12 protein-coding genes are annotated in these 15,848 nt (G+C 74.0%); 8 read left to right on the forward strand and 4 right to left on the reverse strand.

The genetic code is table 11. The features are described from left to right. Nucleotides 1–3: 3 nt before the first annotated feature. Complete coding sequence (locus FR742_RS25330) at nucleotides 4–2,457, reverse strand: NPCBM/NEW2 domain-containing protein (RefSeq protein ID WP_148033246.1); 2,454 nt, start codon at nucleotides 2,455–2,457, stop codon at nucleotides 4–6. 202 nt (nucleotides 2,458–2,659) lie between these two features. On the opposite strand from FR742_RS25330, the gene FR742_RS25335 reads away from it, so the two are divergent. From FR742_RS25335 to FR742_RS25355, 5 genes are all read left to right on the forward strand, one after another. Next, the gene (locus tag FR742_RS25335; RefSeq protein ID WP_148033247.1) at nucleotides 2,660–3,973 is read left to right on the forward strand and encodes an amidase; all 1,314 of its coding nucleotides are present in this window, start codon (nucleotides 2,660–2,662) and stop codon (nucleotides 3,971–3,973) included. 107 nt (nucleotides 3,974–4,080) lie between these two features. Then, entirely contained in the window at nucleotides 4,081–5,208 is a 1,128-nt protein-coding gene (locus FR742_RS25340) for a serine hydrolase (RefSeq protein WP_148033248.1), read from the forward strand. Nucleotides 5,209–5,234: 26 nt separating this feature from the next. Further along, nucleotides 5,235–5,567: an SdpI family protein gene (locus FR742_RS25345; protein WP_148033249.1), complete on the forward strand. Its 333-nt coding sequence runs from the start codon at nucleotides 5,235–5,237 to the stop codon at nucleotides 5,565–5,567. 116 nt (nucleotides 5,568–5,683) lie between these two features. Further along, the gene (locus FR742_RS25350) at nucleotides 5,684–7,597 is read left to right on the forward strand and encodes a protein kinase domain-containing protein (protein ID WP_148033250.1); all 1,914 of its coding nucleotides are present in this window, start codon (nucleotides 5,684–5,686) and stop codon (nucleotides 7,595–7,597) included. Next, a complete protein-coding gene (locus FR742_RS25355) occupies nucleotides 7,576–9,483 on the forward strand; it encodes a serine/threonine-protein kinase (RefSeq protein WP_187281297.1) in 1,908 nt (635 codons plus the stop codon). The genes FR742_RS25350 and FR742_RS25355 overlap by 22 nt, the downstream gene beginning before the upstream one ends. On the opposite strand, the gene FR742_RS25360 is transcribed toward FR742_RS25355, so the two are convergent. From FR742_RS25360 to FR742_RS25370, 3 genes are read right to left on the reverse strand one after another with little or no spacing between them, the layout of a single operon-like run. Then, a complete protein-coding gene (locus FR742_RS25360) occupies nucleotides 9,470–11,044 on the reverse strand; it encodes an FAD-dependent monooxygenase (protein ID WP_148033252.1) in 1,575 nt (524 codons plus the stop codon). The genes FR742_RS25355 and FR742_RS25360 overlap by 14 nt on opposite strands. Then, a complete protein-coding gene (locus FR742_RS25365) occupies nucleotides 11,041–11,889 on the reverse strand; it encodes a fumarylacetoacetate hydrolase family protein (RefSeq protein WP_148033253.1) in 849 nt (282 codons plus the stop codon). The genes FR742_RS25360 and FR742_RS25365 overlap by 4 nt, the downstream gene beginning before the upstream one ends. Continuing rightward, a complete protein-coding gene (locus FR742_RS25370; protein ID WP_148033254.1) occupies nucleotides 11,886–12,761 on the reverse strand; it encodes a dioxygenase in 876 nt (291 codons plus the stop codon). The genes FR742_RS25365 and FR742_RS25370 overlap by 4 nt, the downstream gene beginning before the upstream one ends. A gap of 104 nt (nucleotides 12,762–12,865) precedes the next feature. Here FR742_RS25370 and FR742_RS25375 point away from each other — a divergent pair, with 104 nt between their 5' ends. The 3 genes from FR742_RS25375 to FR742_RS25385 all read left to right on the forward strand — a co-directional run bounded on the left by FR742_RS25375 (nucleotide 12,866) and on the right by FR742_RS25385 (nucleotide 15,616). Then, nucleotides 12,866–13,645, forward strand: a complete 780-nt coding sequence (locus FR742_RS25375) for an IclR family transcriptional regulator (RefSeq protein ID WP_261808735.1) — start codon at nucleotides 12,866–12,868, stop codon at nucleotides 13,643–13,645. Between the two features lie 78 nt (nucleotides 13,646–13,723). Next, nucleotides 13,724–14,272 carry a TetR/AcrR family transcriptional regulator gene (locus tag FR742_RS25380; protein WP_148033255.1) on the forward strand — a complete coding sequence of 183 codons (549 nt, stop codon included), beginning with the start codon at nucleotides 13,724–13,726 and terminating at the stop codon, nucleotides 14,270–14,272. A gap of 165 nt (nucleotides 14,273–14,437) precedes the next feature. Then, nucleotides 14,438–15,616, forward strand: coding sequence for a glycosyltransferase family 4 protein (locus FR742_RS25385; protein WP_148033256.1), 1,179 nt, complete (start codon nucleotides 14,438–14,440; stop codon nucleotides 15,614–15,616). The last annotated feature ends 232 nt before the right edge of the window (nucleotides 15,617–15,848 follow it).

The raw sequence follows: 15,848 nt of genomic DNA on the forward strand, positions 1-15,848 counted from the left end.
GCCCTACTCGGCGCGGACGTCGTCGATGTGCACGTCGCCGCCGGTGTTGAGGAACACCCAGACGGCGCGGACGTCGGCCAGGTCGAGGGTGACGCCGAGCGGGCACGCGATCTGGTCGAACCGCTCGGTGACGGTCCTGCTGGAGTGCGGGCCGATCCAGCCCCACCGGCCGCCCTGGCACCACGACATGTCCTCGCCGACCTGGATGGCGATCTCGCCGACGGTGCCGACCTCGCCGGCCCGCACGTCGAACCTGAGCATGCTCGTGCCGGTGAGGTCGAGCGGCTCGTCCAGCGGCCTGCCGAACCAGTTGCCGGCGACCGGGGTGGACACCTTGAGCCCGCTGGTCCCGTGGGTGTGGAAGAGGGGTGACCGGGCGACGGTTCCGCCGTCGCCGGGGTTGGCGATGGTGAAGCCGTCGGTGCCGGTCTCGAAGGAGAACAGGGTGCGCGAGACCGGCAGCACCGGGCTGTCGTCGGGGACGTCGCCGCAGGTGAGCACCGGTGACGCCCAGTCGGCGTGGACCGCAGCCGCGCCGGACTCGGCGGTCAGGCGCAGCCAGTCGGCGCCGGTGAGGTCCGCGGTGAGCGTGGCGGGCGCCTGGCCGGAGGTCATGGGGCCGCTGGTCGCGGCGGTGCGCGCGTCGGCGTGGACGGTGAACGTGGCGGGGGCGCCGGCCGCCGCCTCGTCGTCGACGCCCACGTCGGTGACCAGGCGGGAGCAGCGGCCGCCGAGGTAGTAGCTGATCTCGCTGCCGGTGGTGGTGCCGAGCCCGCGCTGGTACACGCGGCCGCCGATGGTGATGAGGTTGCCGTCGTCCTCCAGCGGCCCGCCGTTGCTCTGGTCGGCCTCGACGGGTCCGGTGGCGTTGACGGTGCTGACCGGGGCGACGGTGCTGAGGTGGCGGCGGCCGTCCCCGGGGGCGGTCACGACCACGGCGACGATCTCGCTGGACGTGCCGGCGGAGCGGCGGCCCCACCGGTAGGCGGCGGTGATCTCGATCGGGTGGCGGCCGGCTGCCGCGGTCGCGGGGACGCCGATCCGCCAGGCGGTCTCCAGGGCGGCGTCCGTCCGGAGCCGGGCGCTGCCGGACGGGCCGGTCGCGGTGGCGGTCCAGCCCTCGGGCGTCCGCACGGTGACCTTGACGTCGCGGACGTCTCCGGCGCCGCGGTTGGTGACCGCCGTGGTCAGCGTGCCGCCGTCGGCGGGGACGACGGTGCCGAGGGCGGCGCCGGCGACGACGGACGGCGGCACGTCGCCGGGGCCGCGCAGCGGGCTCACCCGGTAGACGACGGTGCCGTGCGCGGGGACGGCGGCGGAGATGGTGGACCGGGCCTGGAGGGTCCGCCCGGTCCACAGGTCGCGCAGGCGGTACGCCCCGGCCCGGCGCAGCCCGGTGTCGGCGGCGGCGACGCCGACCGTGGCGAGCGTGTCGGTGGAGTTGTAGAGGGCGATCGCCCGGTCGCCGCCGGCCAGCGGCTTGTCGAGGACCATGAGCCCGTTCTCGTCGGAGACGACCGCGCCCTGGACGCCCAGCCGGTCCTGGTCGACGGCGATGATCTCGCGGTTGCCGAGGATCTCCAGGGTCTCGGCGGAGGCGGCCCGCAGGTCGGTGCCGATGATCAGCGGGGCGGCCATCATCGCCCACATGCTCATGTGGGTGCGGTACTCGGTGGCCGTCATGCCGCCGTTGCCGATCTCCAGCATGTCGGGGTCGTTCCAGTGTCCCGGTCCCGCGTACGGGGCGAGGGGGGCGTTCTGGCGGATGATGGAGCGGACGCTGGACCAGTCGTCGCTGATGTCGCCGGTGGTGCGCCACAGCTGCCCGACGCCCTCGGCCCAGGTCCACGGCTGGGAGGTGCCCCACTCGCAGATGGAGTAGACGATCGGCCGCCCGGTTCGGGCGAGCGCGTCGCGCATCGCCGTGTAGCGGCGGATGTAGTCCTCCTGCGAGCCGTCGGACTGGTTGTTGCAGTTGTCGTACTTGAGGTAGTCGACACCCCAGCCGGCCCACGTGCGGGCGTCGATCTCCTCGTGGCCGAGGCTGCCCGGATAACCGGCGCACGTCCTGGTGCCGGCGTCGCCGTAGATGCCCAGTTTGAGGCCCTTGGCGTGGACGTAGTCCGCGACGCCGTCGATCCCGCCGGGGAACTTGTCAGGGTCGGGGACGAGCCTGCCGTCGGGTCCGCGCTCGCGCAGGGACCAGCAGTCGTCGATGTTGACGTATTCGTACCCCAGGTCTCTGAGCCCGCTGGAGACCAGGACGTCGGCCGTCTCCTTGATCAGGGTCTCGCTGACCTCGCAGCCGAACGCGTTCCAGTTGTTGAACCCCATCGGCGGGGTGGCGGCGAGGGCGGGCCCCGCGGTCGGCGGCGCGGGGGCCGCGGCCTGGACCGGCGCCGCGACGAGCGTCGCTCCGGCGACGAGCAGGGCGGTGACGAGGGCGGTGAGCCGCATGGACGCCTCCGGCTGATGGCGGGGTACGCGATCGGGGACGCTACCTACGCTGATCCACACCGTCAACGCTTTTCTTAACTGGTTCACCGAACCGACTGAAAGTTTCGCCAGCCCAACACAACTAAGGTCATGTCGTGAACCCTGAATCGGTTAACCACCCGCACATTTGGGGCGCGTGGCGTGAGCATGTAGAAGTGACTGCATGACGACGTCTTCCGGGCCTTTCGCCGGCCGCACCATCGACGACCTCGGCCGCGACCTGCGGGCGGGCCGCACGACGGCCGAGGAGCTGACGCGGGAGGCGCTCGACGCCATCACCAGGCTCGATCCCGTACTGAACGCCTTCGTGAGCGTCGACCAGGACGGCGCGCTGGCGGCGGCCAGGGAGGCCGACGCCGAGCTGGCCGGCGGGGCCGACCGGGGCCCGCTGCACGGGCTGCCGGTGGGGGTCAAGGACCTGCTCCTGGTGGCGGGCCTGCCCGCCACCATGGGCTCGCGGCACTTCGAGGGGTACGTCCCCGACACCGACGCGGCGTGCGTGACCCGGCTGCGCGAGGCCGGGGCGGTCATCGTGGGCAAGACCACGACCCAGGAGTTCGCGTACGGGCCGACCGGCGACTGCTCGGCCAACGGCGCGTCCCGCAACCCGTGGGACCCCGCGCGCATGTCGGGCGGCTCCAGCGGCGGCAGCGGCGCCGCCGTGGCCGCGGGGCTGGTGCCGCTGGCGATCGGCACCGACACCGGCGGCTCGGTGCGCATCCCCGCGGCGCTGTGCGGGGTGGCCGGTCTCAAGCCCGCGTACGGCGCGATCCCGGCTGACGGCGCCTTCCCGCTGTCGCCCAGCCTGGACCACGTGGGCGTGCTCGCCCGTACCGCCGGCGAGTGCTTCCTCGCCTACCGCCTCCTCAGCGGCCGGGACGCCGTCGAGAGCGGCTCCGTCACGCCACGCGTCGCCTGGCTCGACCCCTCCGACCTGCACCCCTGCGACCCCGAGGTGGTGCGGGTCGCCGCCGGGGCTGCGGGCGCGAAGGAGCGGGTCGCGCTCCCACCGGGGGCCGCCGAGGCGTTCATGGACGTGTACGTCACGATCGGCGGCGCAGAGGCGGCCGAGGTGCACGCCGAGCGGGTGGCGGAGGCGCCTGAGCTGTTCCAGTCCGAGGTGCTCGACCGGCTCAGGGGCGCGATGCGGGTGCCGGGCTGGAAGTACGTCCGCGCGACGGCGGAGCGGCGGCGGCTCGCCGGGGTGGCCGAGAAGCTGTTCGAGGACCATGACGTGCTCGCGCTGCCGACCGTGCCGCTCACCGCCCCGCCGCTGGGCCTGCGGGAGACGGTGCTCGACGGCCGGCCGGTCGGCGTCCGCGCCGCGCTGCTGGCCCTGACCTCCCCGTGGAACGTGCTCGGTTTCCCGGCGCTGTCCGTGCCGGCGGGCCTGGCCGGCGGGCTGCCGGTCGGGTTGCAGCTCGTCTGCCGGCCGGGCGACGAACACCTGCTCGCCGCCGCCGTTCCCACGACGTAGTGCAGGCTGTACCAGCGGTCTCCAGCGGGCTGGATCGATCTTGAGGTGGCGCGCCGACAGGCTGGGTGGTGTTCGAGAACGAGCCATCCGAGCAGAGGGAGCCACCCATGTCGCAGCACCCCGCACGCATCCTGGCGGCGTCGGCACTCGCCACGCTGGCCGGGCTGGGCCTGACCGCCCCGGTCGCGCACGCCGCCCCCGCCGACCCCGTGCAGAAGCGCCTGGACACGCTCGTCCAGGAGTCGTCGTTCCCCGGCGCGATCGCGGCCGTGCGCGGGCGCGACGGACGGACCCGCACCTACACGTCCGGCGTGGCCGACCTGAAGACCGAGGCGAAGATGCCGGCGGACGGGCGGGTGCGGATCGCCAGCAACACCAAGATGTTCACCGCCGTGGTCGCGCTCCAGCTGGCCGGTGAGGGCAAGCTGGACCTGGACGCGCCCATCGAGAAGTATCTGCCCGGGGTGGTCCGGGGCAAGGGCGTCGACGGGCGGAAGATCACCACCCGCCGGCTGCTCCAGCACACGAGCGGCCTGCGCGACTACGACGACGTCCTCATCGGCGACTTCTTCTCCGTGCTGGAGCGCCACTTCGAGCCGCGCGAGCTGGTGGACACGGCGCTGGCGCGCCGGGACTCCCCCGCCAAGGGCTGGGACTACAGCAACACCAACTACATCCTGGCCGGGCTCGTCGTGCAGAAGGTCACCGGCCGGCCGATCGGCGAGGAGATCACCAGGCGCGTCATCAAGCCGCTGGGCCTGCGCGACACGTACTGGCCCGGCGTCGGCGAGCGGGACATCCGCGGCCCGCACCCCAAGGGCTACCTCGCGCTGAAGCCCGGCGACCCGTACCGGGACGTCACCCGGCTGGACCCGTCGATGGCGTGGGCGGCGGGCGCGCTCGTGGCCACCCCGAAGGATCTCAACACGTTCATGACCGCGCTCATGGACGGCGAGCTGCTCAGGCCCGCGCAGCTCAAGCAGATGAAGAAGACCGTCGCCGCGCCCGAGTTCGACACCGTGGGCGGCGCCCGGTACGGGCTGGGCATCGCCACCTTCAAGCTGAGCTGCGGCGGTTTCGCCTGGTCCCACGGCGGTTCCGCCCCCGGCTACGCCACGGGCAACGGCGTCACCGAGGACGGCCGCGCCGCCACCGTCGCGGTCACCTCCCTGCCGTCCGACCTGCCCGCCGTCAAGAACCTGGAAGCCGCCCTGGACACCGCCCTCTGCGCGTGACAGCCTCGATCCGAGGAGGGGCGATCATGACGGCGGGCGAGCAGATCATCGTCGCGGTCCTCTTCGGCGGGGCGGCGTTCCTCGCGCTCGCCCTGGGCCTGCTGGGCGCGTCCCGGCGGCTGCCGCGCAACCCTCTCTTCGGGGTCCGTACGAGGACGTCCATGGCGAGCGACGAGGCCTGGCGGCGGATACACGTCAGATTCGCCCCTTTCTCGTACGCGGTCGCCGTCCTCTGGGCGGTCACCGCGGCCACCCCCTTCGTCACCGGCTGGAACGAGCCGCTGGTGGTCGCCGGGATCGTGCTCGGGCTGGTCGTCCTGCTGGTGGGGGCGGTGCGGGCGCACCGGGATCCGGGGTAGCGCTCCCGCGCGGATCCGGGCGCACAATGGGTGTCAAGGGCATGTCAATCCGCCCGGTGAACACTCATAATCGGTGATCTACGCGGCAGCCTCACCTGCCGGGAGGAGAAACCGGGATGCCCGAGTTCTTACCGCTACGCGAGGAAGACCCGACCCACGTGGGCCCGTACCGGCTGATCGGCCGGCTCGGCAGGGGCGTGTACGCGGCCGAGGGCGCGGAGGCCGGCCGGCCCGTGGTGGTGAAGCTGCTGGGCCCGCAGGTCGACCAGGAGCGGTTCCTGCGGCTGGTCGAGTCGATCCGCGAGGTGTCCGCCTTCTGCTCGGCCCAGGTGCTCGATTCGGGCACGGCGGGCGGCCGCCCTTACGTGGTGAGCGAGTACATCGACGGGCCGACGCTGGCGGCGGTGACGGCGGGCGGGACGCGGCTGCGGGAGGCGGCGCTGCACCGGCTCGCGGTCGGCACGGTGACCGCGCTGGTGGCGATCCACCAGGCGGGGGCGGTCCACGGAGACGTGCGGCCGGAGAACGTGGTGCTCGGTCCCGACGGCCCCCGGCTGATCAACGTGGGCGTGGCGGGGGCGATGGCGGCCTCCGCCGAGACGACGACCCGGCAGGTGGAGACGCCCGCGTTCGCGGCGCCCGAGCGGCTCGACGGGGCGGAGCCGGGGCCGGCGGCGGACATGTTCTCGTGGGCCGCGACCTTGGTGTCGGCGGCCACGGGGCGCTCCCCGTTCGACGGCGGGTCGATGGCGGGCACGGTCAACCGGATCGTCGGCGAGCCGCCCGACCTGCCCGATCTCGGGGACCTGCGGGGCGTCGTCGAGGGGTGCCTGGACAAGGACCCGGCGCTCCGGCCCTCCTCCAGCGACGTGCTGCTGCGGCTGGTCGGCGAGACGCGGTTCCTGACCGGCAAGCTGCTCCCGCAGGCCGGCGGGAGGGACGAGCCGCCCGCGCGGCGCGGGCGGGGGCCGCTGGTCGCGGTGGCGGCGTTCGCCGCCGGGGCGCTGCTGTCGGGCGCCGCCGTGTACACGCTGGCGCCCCCGTGGGTGACCACCTCGGCGGCTTCGTCCCCCTCGCCCGGCGCGGTCATCACCTCCGGCGCGCCGATCACCCCCAGCGTGACCACGGCGCCGGTCGCCAGCGTCCCCCCGAAGGCGGACAAGGACGTCGAGCTGCCCGACATCGGCGCCACGCTGCACGAGCACCCGGACGACGTCGCGCGCCTGACGGCCTACCTCCAGGTGAGCCGGCCCTTCAAGACGTTCGTCAGGGACGCGTCCGGCCGGTTCGAGGAGGTCGGCCTGGCCGAGGAGCCCCGGGTGTCGCCGGACGGCCGGTGGGTGGCGCTCAACCCGTGGCTCAAGTACCAGAACTCCGACATGGACCACGTCCGGTTCCGCGACCTGTCGACCGGCGAGACCTTCACCGTCCAGACCGTGAAGAAGCCGGAGTCCACGCAGGTGCCCGCATGGTCGCGCGACGGCCGCCGGCTGCTTCTGTCGATCAGGACGGAGGACGCGAAGCTGTTCTCGGGCTTCGTCGTCGTCGACGTGGCCGCGCGCACCTCCACGGTGGTCAACACCCAGTACAAGGACGCGATCTCGCTGCCGTTCACGTTCCTCCCGGACGGGACGATCGCCCGCGGCTACTCGGGTGAGAAGTCGCAGGGCATCGAGACGTACGACATGTCGGGCAAGGTGACGACCACCAAGCACTGGGTGGGCATGCCGCGCGACCGCGACTGGTACTCGCCCGACGGCAGGCAGTTCTTCACCGTCTGCCCGAAGAGCGGGGACGTGTGCGTCTGGGACGCGGTGACCGGCGCCCGCAAGGCCACGGTGGAGGGCCTGGACGACGACGTCCGGCTGATCGGCTGGTTCGACGACGACCACCTGCTGATCGAGGATCCCGGCAAGAAGAAGGGCCGCCTCCAGGTGAAGGTCGTGGACTTCCTCGGGAGGACGAAGCGCGTGCTCGCGGACCTGGACGAGCGCGGCAGCAACCGCCAGTGGGCGGCGATCCGGCGGTGACCGTGGAGCCGAGGCCGCTGCTGGCCGAGGACCCCGCGCGGGTGGGGTCGTACCGCGTCGCGGGCCGGCTGGGCGAGGGCGGGCAGGGCGTCGTCTACCTGGGCGAGTCGGCCACCGGCGAGCGGGTGGCGATCAAGCTGCTGGCGCACGCGCTGGACGAGGAGGCCAGGGCCGACTTCGCCAAGGAGGTGGAGCTGGCGCGGCGGGTCAAGGCATTCTGCACGGCGAGCGTGCTGGCCAGCGGTGAGCTCGACGGCGTCCCGTACGTGATCAGCGAGTTCGTCGACGGGCCGTCGCTCGCCCGGGTGCTCGCCGAGCGGGGGCCGCTGGGCGGGGCCGAGCTGCGGCGGCTGGCGATCGGCAGCGTGACCGCGCTGGCGGCCATCCACCAGGCGGGGGTGGTGCACCGCGACTTCAAGCCGGGCAACGTGCTGCTCGGCAGGGACGGGCCGCGGGTGATCGACTTCGGCATCTCCAGGACGCTCGACGCCGCGGAACCGGACGGCGACCACCTGACGGGGACGCCGCCGTTCATGGCCCCCGAACAGTTCGGGCGCGGGGCGGGCGCGCCCGCCGACCTGTTCGCGTGGGCGGCCACGGTGGTGTGCGCGGCGACCGGCTCGCCGCCGTTCGGCTCCGGCGACGTGCCCGCGCTGGTGAACCGTATCCTGCGCGCCGAGCCGGACCTGGGCGATCTCCGCGGCGACCTGCGCGAGGTGGTGAGCAGTTGCCTGGCCAAGGACCCGGCGGCCCGGCCGACCGCGCGCACCGCGCTGCTGCGGCTGCTCGGTCACCGGGTGGAGCCGGAGCGCCTGCTCGCCGAGGGCACCAGGAGCGCGGCCCCCGAGCCCGCCCCGCGCGGGCCGCGGCGGCGGGTGCTCGTCGCGGGCGCCGCCGCCGTGGTGCTGGCGGGCGCGGCGACGGCCGCCGTGCTCGGCCTCCGGAGCACGCCGGACGACCCGATCCCGCCGGCGCCGCAGCGCGTCTCCTCCGGTCCGATGAGCACCGGCTCCACCACCACCTCGACGCTCCCCGGCACCGGGGTCGAGCTGCACGAGAACCCCGCCGACCCGATCTGGGCCAGCTCCTACTACGGCGGCTTCGCGGAGGCGGACTTCCCCGCCTACGTCCGCGATCCCCGGACCGGGACGTTCCAGCGGTTCGGCAGCTTCCAGATCCCGGTCGTCTCCCCCGGCGGCCGGTACGTGGCCGCGCTCCCGGTCTCCAACCTCGACGTGACCGACCACAACACGCTGCGGCTGGTGGACCGCGGCACCGGCGAGGACGTCACGCTGCGGACCGCCGGCAAGCCAGGGCTCACGCTGGACCCGGCCTGGACCGCCGACGGCGGCCGCCTGCTCCTGACGCTCAGGGCGGGCCCGGACGAGCAGCGCACCGTCGGCTTCGTCGTCGTCGACCCGGCCGCCAAGAGCGTCCAGACCCGCCGCACGGACTTCGGCGGCGAGGCCGGCTACGGGTGGGGGCCGGACGGCTCGACGCTCGTCACCCAGGGCGGCGACGGCGCCATCCGGTATGTCGGGCTCGACGGCCGGGTGCTGCGCACGTTCACCGGCAAGGGCGCGCTGATCCGGGGCGGCGTCGCGGACACCACGGCCGGCCGGGTTTTCACCACCACCTGCCGGGAGGGGTCGCGCGACGTCTGCCTGTGGGACGCGGCCACCGGCGAGCGGAAGGCGGTGATCCCGCCGGCGAAGGGCATGGTGTTCAACGGCTGGCTGGACCGGAGCCACTTCCTGGCGACCGTCATCGGCCGCGAGAAGGGCCGGCTGGTGCTCGGCGGGATGGACGGCGAGACCGTGCGGGTCCTCGCCGAGGGCCCGGCCGACCAGCTGAACCAGATCAGCGTCTGGTTCACGCCCCGCTGAACCCGAGCACCGTGCGCAGGATCGCCGCCGGGTCGCCGCCGCCGCCCCGCCAGGCCACGTGCTGGTCGGGCCGGACCAGGACGAGCGGCGCGCCGTACCTGTCGAGCAGCCCTTCGCCCGCCAGGTCCACCACCGTGAACGGCACCCCGAGGGCCCGCGCCGCCTCCTCGAAGGCCGGGCCGGGCTCCGGTGTCAGGCGCAGCAGCGTGAGCCCTTCGCCCAGCGTGTCGTACAGGGAACGGCCGCCGGGCAGCCAGGCGTGCGGCAGCCGCGCGCCCGGCCGGCCGGAGCCGTGGTAGTCCTGCGGGGTGTGCGGCGGGACGGGCGAGCCGTCGTCGGCCACGATCGGCGAGCCCGCGTAGTGGTAGCCGAGCACGAGCCCCTCGCTGTAGAACTCGCCGGCCTTGACCCGCAGCGCGGCGGCCGTCTCGGCGCGGGCGCGGGCGGCCTCCGGGCCCGGGCCGGTGAGCGGCCGGTCGGCGAAGGTCGGCGCGAGCAGCTTCTCCTGGGCGGAGCTGTCGGCGACGGTCTGGACGGCCACCGGGCGGCGCTCGGCCTCGTAGCTGTCGAGCAGGCCGGGTCCGCCCCAGCCCTGGAGCACGGCGGCGAGCTTCCAGGCGACGTTGACCGCGTCGCCGACGCAGGTGTTGAACCCGTGGCCGCCCCACGGCGGGTTGAGGTGGGCGGCGTCGCCGACCAGGAAGACCCGGCCGGCGCGGTAGCGGTCGGCGAGCAGCATCCGGGCCACCCACGGGTCGGTGCTGACGACGCTGATCGGCAGGTCGGCGCCGATGAGCACGCGCACCAGCCGTTCCGGGTCCGGGGCGGAGGTGCGCACGTCGACGCCCACCATGATCGCCCACCACTTGTCGTCCAGGTCCATCCGGCCCATCAGGCCGGACACCTCCGGATGGATCACCCAGTACTGCACGGCCGGGTCGAGCGGGATCTTCTGCGCCAGGCCGGGCGCCCTGAACACCACGCTCAGGTTGGGCCGCTCGCCGGACGAGCCCTCGTACGACGCGCCGATCGCCTCGCGGCTGACCCCGGCGGCGCCGTCGCAGCCCAGTAAGTAGTCGGCTTCGAGCGCAGAGCCGTCGGAGAGCCGGGCGCGGACCCGGTCGCCGTCCTGGTCGATCGCGGTGACGGCGACCCCCGTCAGCAGCGTGACGGCGGGCAGCTCGGCCACCGCCTCGCGCAGCAGCCGCTCGACGATCGGCTGCGGCACCTGCTGGCCGGGCTCCGCCCACCGCTCGTCGCGCTCGGGGTAGAGGCCGAAGGCGTGGGGGAAGCGGGTGAGCTCGACGCCGAGCAGGTTCGTACAGAACAGGACGTCCTGCGACCAGGAGACGGGCAGCGGCGCGGCGGCGCGCAGCCGGTCGGCGAGGCCCCACCGGCGCAGGTGCTCCATGGTGCGCATGCTGGTGGTCTTGGCGCGCGGCCGGTCCTGGTCGATCGTGGTGCGCGGCTCGACCACGGTGACGGTGACGCCGCGGCGGCCGAGCTCGACGGCCGCGGCCAGCCCGGCGGGGCCGCCGCCCGCGACGAGGACCCGGCTCACGCGCCCCTCCTGCCGGCCGGGCCGGTGACCGGCGTCCGGATCACGCCCAGCCGGTCGACCTCCACCTCGACCACGTCGCCGGGCGTCAGCAGCCGGGGCGGCGTGCGGACGTAGCCGACGCCTTCCGGGGTGCCGGTGGCGATGACGTCGCCGGGGTGGAGTGTCAGCGTGGCACTGATGCGCGACAGGAGTGCGGGCACGGTGAAGATCATGTCACTGGTGTCGCCGTCCTGCATCACCTCGCCGTTGACCCGGGTGACCACGCGCCATCCGTCCGCGGGGCTCCCGGTCTCGTCGGCGGTGACGATCGGGCCGATCGGGCCGCTGCGGTCGGCGTTCTTGCCGAGCGTCCACTGGCTGGTGAGCTTCTGGGCGGTGCGGGCGGTGATGTCGTTGAACGCGGCGTACCCGAGGACGCCCGCCCCCGCCTCGCTCTCGCCGGCGTCGGCCAGCCGCGCGCCGACGACGGCGGCGACCTCGCCCTCCCAGTCCAGCCCCGGCTCTCCGGCGGGCACCGGCACGGCCGTGCCGGTCACCGAGAGCGAGGCCGTCCACCGGCCGAACACGGTCGGGTGCGCGGGCGGCTCGAAGCCGCCCTCCGCCGCGTGCGCGCGGTAGTTGAGCCCGACGCACAGCACCCGCGCCGACGGCGGCACGGGCGGCGCGAGCTCCACCTCCGCCAGCGGCACCCCGCCCGGCCCCGCCTGGCGCGCCCGGTCCAGCCAGTACGGGACGTCGCTGTAGAAGTCGGTCACCTCGGCGAGGGGCGTGACGGTGCTGTCCGCCAGGACGCCGACCGTGACGTGCCGTCCGTTGTCGCGCGCGGCCATGCCGACGAGCTTCACCGCGGGTCTCCTTCCTCGACCAGCCTGATGTCGAACTCCGCCGCCAGGAACGGGCCGTCCATGCCGAAGCGCGCGTCGGCGGACGGCAGGAAGTCCGTGACGAGCGCGTCCTTGACCGCGAACGCGGCGTCGGAGCCGAGGTAGGGGTCGCCGGCGACGAAGATGTGGGTGGTGAGCGGCCGGTGCCCGGCCGCCTGGACCTTGATGTGCACGTGCGCGGGCCGCATGGGGTGGCGGCCGATCGCCCGCAGCAGCTCGCCGACGGGACCGTCGGTCGGCACCGGGTAGCTGCTCGGCTTCACCGTGCGGAACCAGTACGCGCCGTCGTCGCCGGTGGTGAGCAGGGCGCGCAGGTTCCCGTCGGGCTGCTCGGCGTCCTGGCTGTCGTACAGGCCGGTGTCGTTCGACTGCCAGACGTCGAGCACCGCGCCGGCGAGGGGGTTGCCGTCGCAGTCGGTGACGCGGCCGTGCACGACGGCGGGCTCGCCGCGGTGCCGCTCGGGCCCTTCGGCGATCCAGGCGCCCATGGGGCGGGGCGGGGCGGGCGAGTGGAAGGGGCCCTCGACCGAGCTGGGGGTCATGGTGGGCGGGCCGGTGTGGTTCACCTCGTCGACGGCCGAGGTGACGCCCAGCATGTCGGACAGCAGGATGAACTCGTTGCGGGTCTCGGTGCAGGTCTGCCCGACGCGGACCAGGAAGTCGACGGCACGCAGCCATTCGGCCTCGGTGGGCCTGGTCTCGCGGACGAACGCGTGCAGGTGGGCGACCAGGCCGCCGACCAGCTCGCGCACCCGCGGGTCCGCGCCGCCGACGGAGCCGAGCACCTGTGCGAGCAGGGCGTCGAGCCGGTCGGATCCGGGGTTCGCGGTCATCGTCGCCTCCACATCTGTCTTGATCGGCAAACCCTAGGGCGTGGCCCCGGCGCGCACCAGGGAGGATTTCACTCAATGGCATGCGTCACTGGCACACTGCACGGGTGACGAACGCTCCACGCGGACACCGGCCGCCGCACGGCGCCCCCGTGATCGACCGGGCCTTCGCGCTGCTCGGCGCCTTCTCCGCGACCCGCCGGGCGATGACGCTGGCCGAGCTGAGCCGCGCCACCGGCACGCCGCCGAGCACGGCGCTGCGGCTGGCCCGCCGCCTGCTCCACTGGGGCGCGCTGGAACGCGACGGCGGCGGCCGGTACGTGATCGGGCTGCGGCTGTGGGAGCTCGCCTCGCTCGCGCCGCGCGGGCACGGGCTGCGCGAGGCCGCGCTGCCGTACATGGAGGATCTGTACGAGGCCACGCACCAGCACGTGCTGCTGGCGGTGCGCGACGGGCACGAGGCCCTGCTGGTGGAGCGGCTGTCGGCCAGGGACGCCGTCGACGTGCTCTACCGGGTCGGCGGGCGGCTGCCGCTCCACTCGACCGGCGTCGGCCTGGTGCTGCTGGCGCACGCCGAGCCCGAGCTCCAGGACCGGGTGCTGGCGGAGCCGCTGGTGCACGAGCCCGAAGGGCTGCCCGTCTCACCGGCCGCGCTGCGGCGGACGCTGGCGCGGGTGCGCCAGACGGGGCTGGCGGTGGCCGAGCGGTCGGAGCCGGGGCCGCTCCTCACCGTCGCCGCGCCCGTCCGCGGCGCCGACGACGGGGTGGTGGCGGCGCTGTCGGTGGTGGTCCCCGCCTCAGGCGCCGAGCCACGTGCCCTCGCTCCCGCCCTGCGCGCCACCGCCCGCGCCCTCTCCCGAAGCCTCGGCTCCCCTCGCGCCTCCTGACCGGAATGGCCATGGCACGTACTGGACATTTCGCCGCAAGCCCCAGGACATTACTGTCCGGTGGCTACCGTTGCTGCCGTGGCGCACGTACGGAAAGCCAACAGAGGGCCCAGCGCGGCGGCGGAGAACCGCGCGGCGCTCGTCACAGCGGCCCGGGAGCTGTTCGCGACCGCCGGATTCGGCGCTCCGCTGAGCGCGGTCGCGCGGCGGGCCGGTGTGGGGCAGGGCAGCCTCTACCGCCACTTCCCCGACCGGGCGAGCCTGGCGCTGGCGGTGTTCGACGGAAACGTGACCGAACTGGAATCGCTCGCCGCAGAGCGGGCGACCACGCTCGACGACCTGTTCGCGCGGATCATCGAGCAGACCGTCGCCTCGGTGGCGTTCCTGGACCTGGTCACCTCGGCCGACGAGCGCATGGCCGCGGTGCGCACCCGGGTGGCCCGGCTGCTGGCGGGCAAGCTCGACCAGGCGCGGCGCGACGGGACCGTGCGCCCCGACGTCACGGCCGACGACCTGCTGCTGGTCATCGCCATGCTGGCCGGGGTGCTGTCCAGCGCTTCGGCGGAGGCCCGGCCGGCCGCGGCCGAGCGGTCCTGGGCCCTGCTGCGCCGCTCGATCCGCCCCTGACGCCCGTTCCGTTGATCATTGTCCTCCGGATCGCCAGTACCCTGGCTGAGCGGGTCCATGGGCCGTTGCCAGTGAACTCCCAGCTAGAGGCATTAGCCTCGATCCGCATGAAACGGGTGGCCCCGGGACGCCATCCGGCTGAGACATGCCTCGGAGACGCAAGAGATGAAGATCCGGTACATGCTGTTGCACGCCTACGGCATGGGCGGGACCATCCGCACCGTGGTCAACCAGGCGAACGCCATGGCGGCCGCGGGTCACGACGTGGAGATCGTCAGCGCGGTCCGCCGGCGGACCAAGCCGCAGTTCGCCATCGATCCGCGGGTGAAGGTGTGGGCCCTGGTCGACCAGCGGAACGCGGTCGAGACCGACTCCCTGGCCCGCAAGGTGTGGCGACGGGCGCGGGGCAAGATCGTGCCCGCGGGCGAGTTCGCCGCCGGCTACTTCACCGAGCGCGTGGAGCGCGCGGTCATCGACTACGTCAGCCCGCTGAGCGACGGCATCCTGGTGACCACCCGCCCGGCGCTGAACCTCATCGCCGCCCGCCGGGCCACGTCCGGCGTGATCCGGGTGGCCCAGGACCACATGAACCTGGGCTCGTACCGGAAGCCCGTGCGGGAGCAGATCAGCCGCCACTACAGCCGCTTCGACGCGGTCGTGGTGCTGACCGAGACCAGCCGCGCCGAATACCGCGAGGCGCTCCCCGGCTGCCCGGTCATCCGCATCCCCAACGGGATCCCGATGGCGGGGCGCGTGCACTCCGACCACACCGCACCGGTGGTGATCGCGGTGGGCCGGCTGGTCAAGCAGAAGGGCTTCGACTACCTCATCAAGGCGTTCGCGTCGATCGCGGACGAGCGCCCCGAGTGGGAGCTGAAGGTCTTCGGCACCGGCCCGTCCGAGGAGAAGCTGCGCGAGCGCATCGAGGAGGCGGGCCTGACCGGCCGCTTCAAGCTGATGGGCCGCACCGAGACGATCCACGACGAGATGGCCGCGGCGTCGATCTACGCGCTCAGCTCCCGCATCGAGGGCCTGCCGATGGCGATGATCGAGGCGATGGGCCACGCGCTGCCTGTGGTGGCCTTCGACTGCCCGACCGGCCCGGCGGACGTGCTGACGCACGACGTGGACGGGGTGCTGGTGCCGCCGCGTGACCCGGAGGCGCTGGGCGCCGCGCTGTCGCGCCTGATGGGCGACATCGACACCCGCCGGCGGCTGGGCGCCGCCGCGGCGAGGACCGCCCAGAGCTACTCGCCCGAGGTCGTCATGCCGCTGTGGGAGGACCTGTTCACCGCGCTGCACAACGGCGAGCGCCTCGACGACCCCCGCTGGACGTCACGCTGACCGGAAAAACCGGTTCCGCGTCACCCTCGCGATCATTAGACTCGCCGCCGTACCGCGCGCCGCAGTGGCGCGCTCCGACGTGTGAGGGGAGCCCGCCGTGCGCCACCACAGCACCGCGGCCGCCGTCCCCCCGTCGCGGTACGAGGTGATCCTGGTGTCTCCGGCGGCCCGGTGCCGGCTGCGCGCCCGCCACCGGACGCCGTGACGAACCCCTGATCCTCCCGGGGCGGGG

Source organism: Nonomuraea sp. C10 (genome assembly GCF_008017515.1).
In the GTDB taxonomy this organism is placed as follows: Bacteria; Actinomycetota; Actinomycetes; order Streptosporangiales; family Streptosporangiaceae; genus Nonomuraea; species Nonomuraea ferruginea.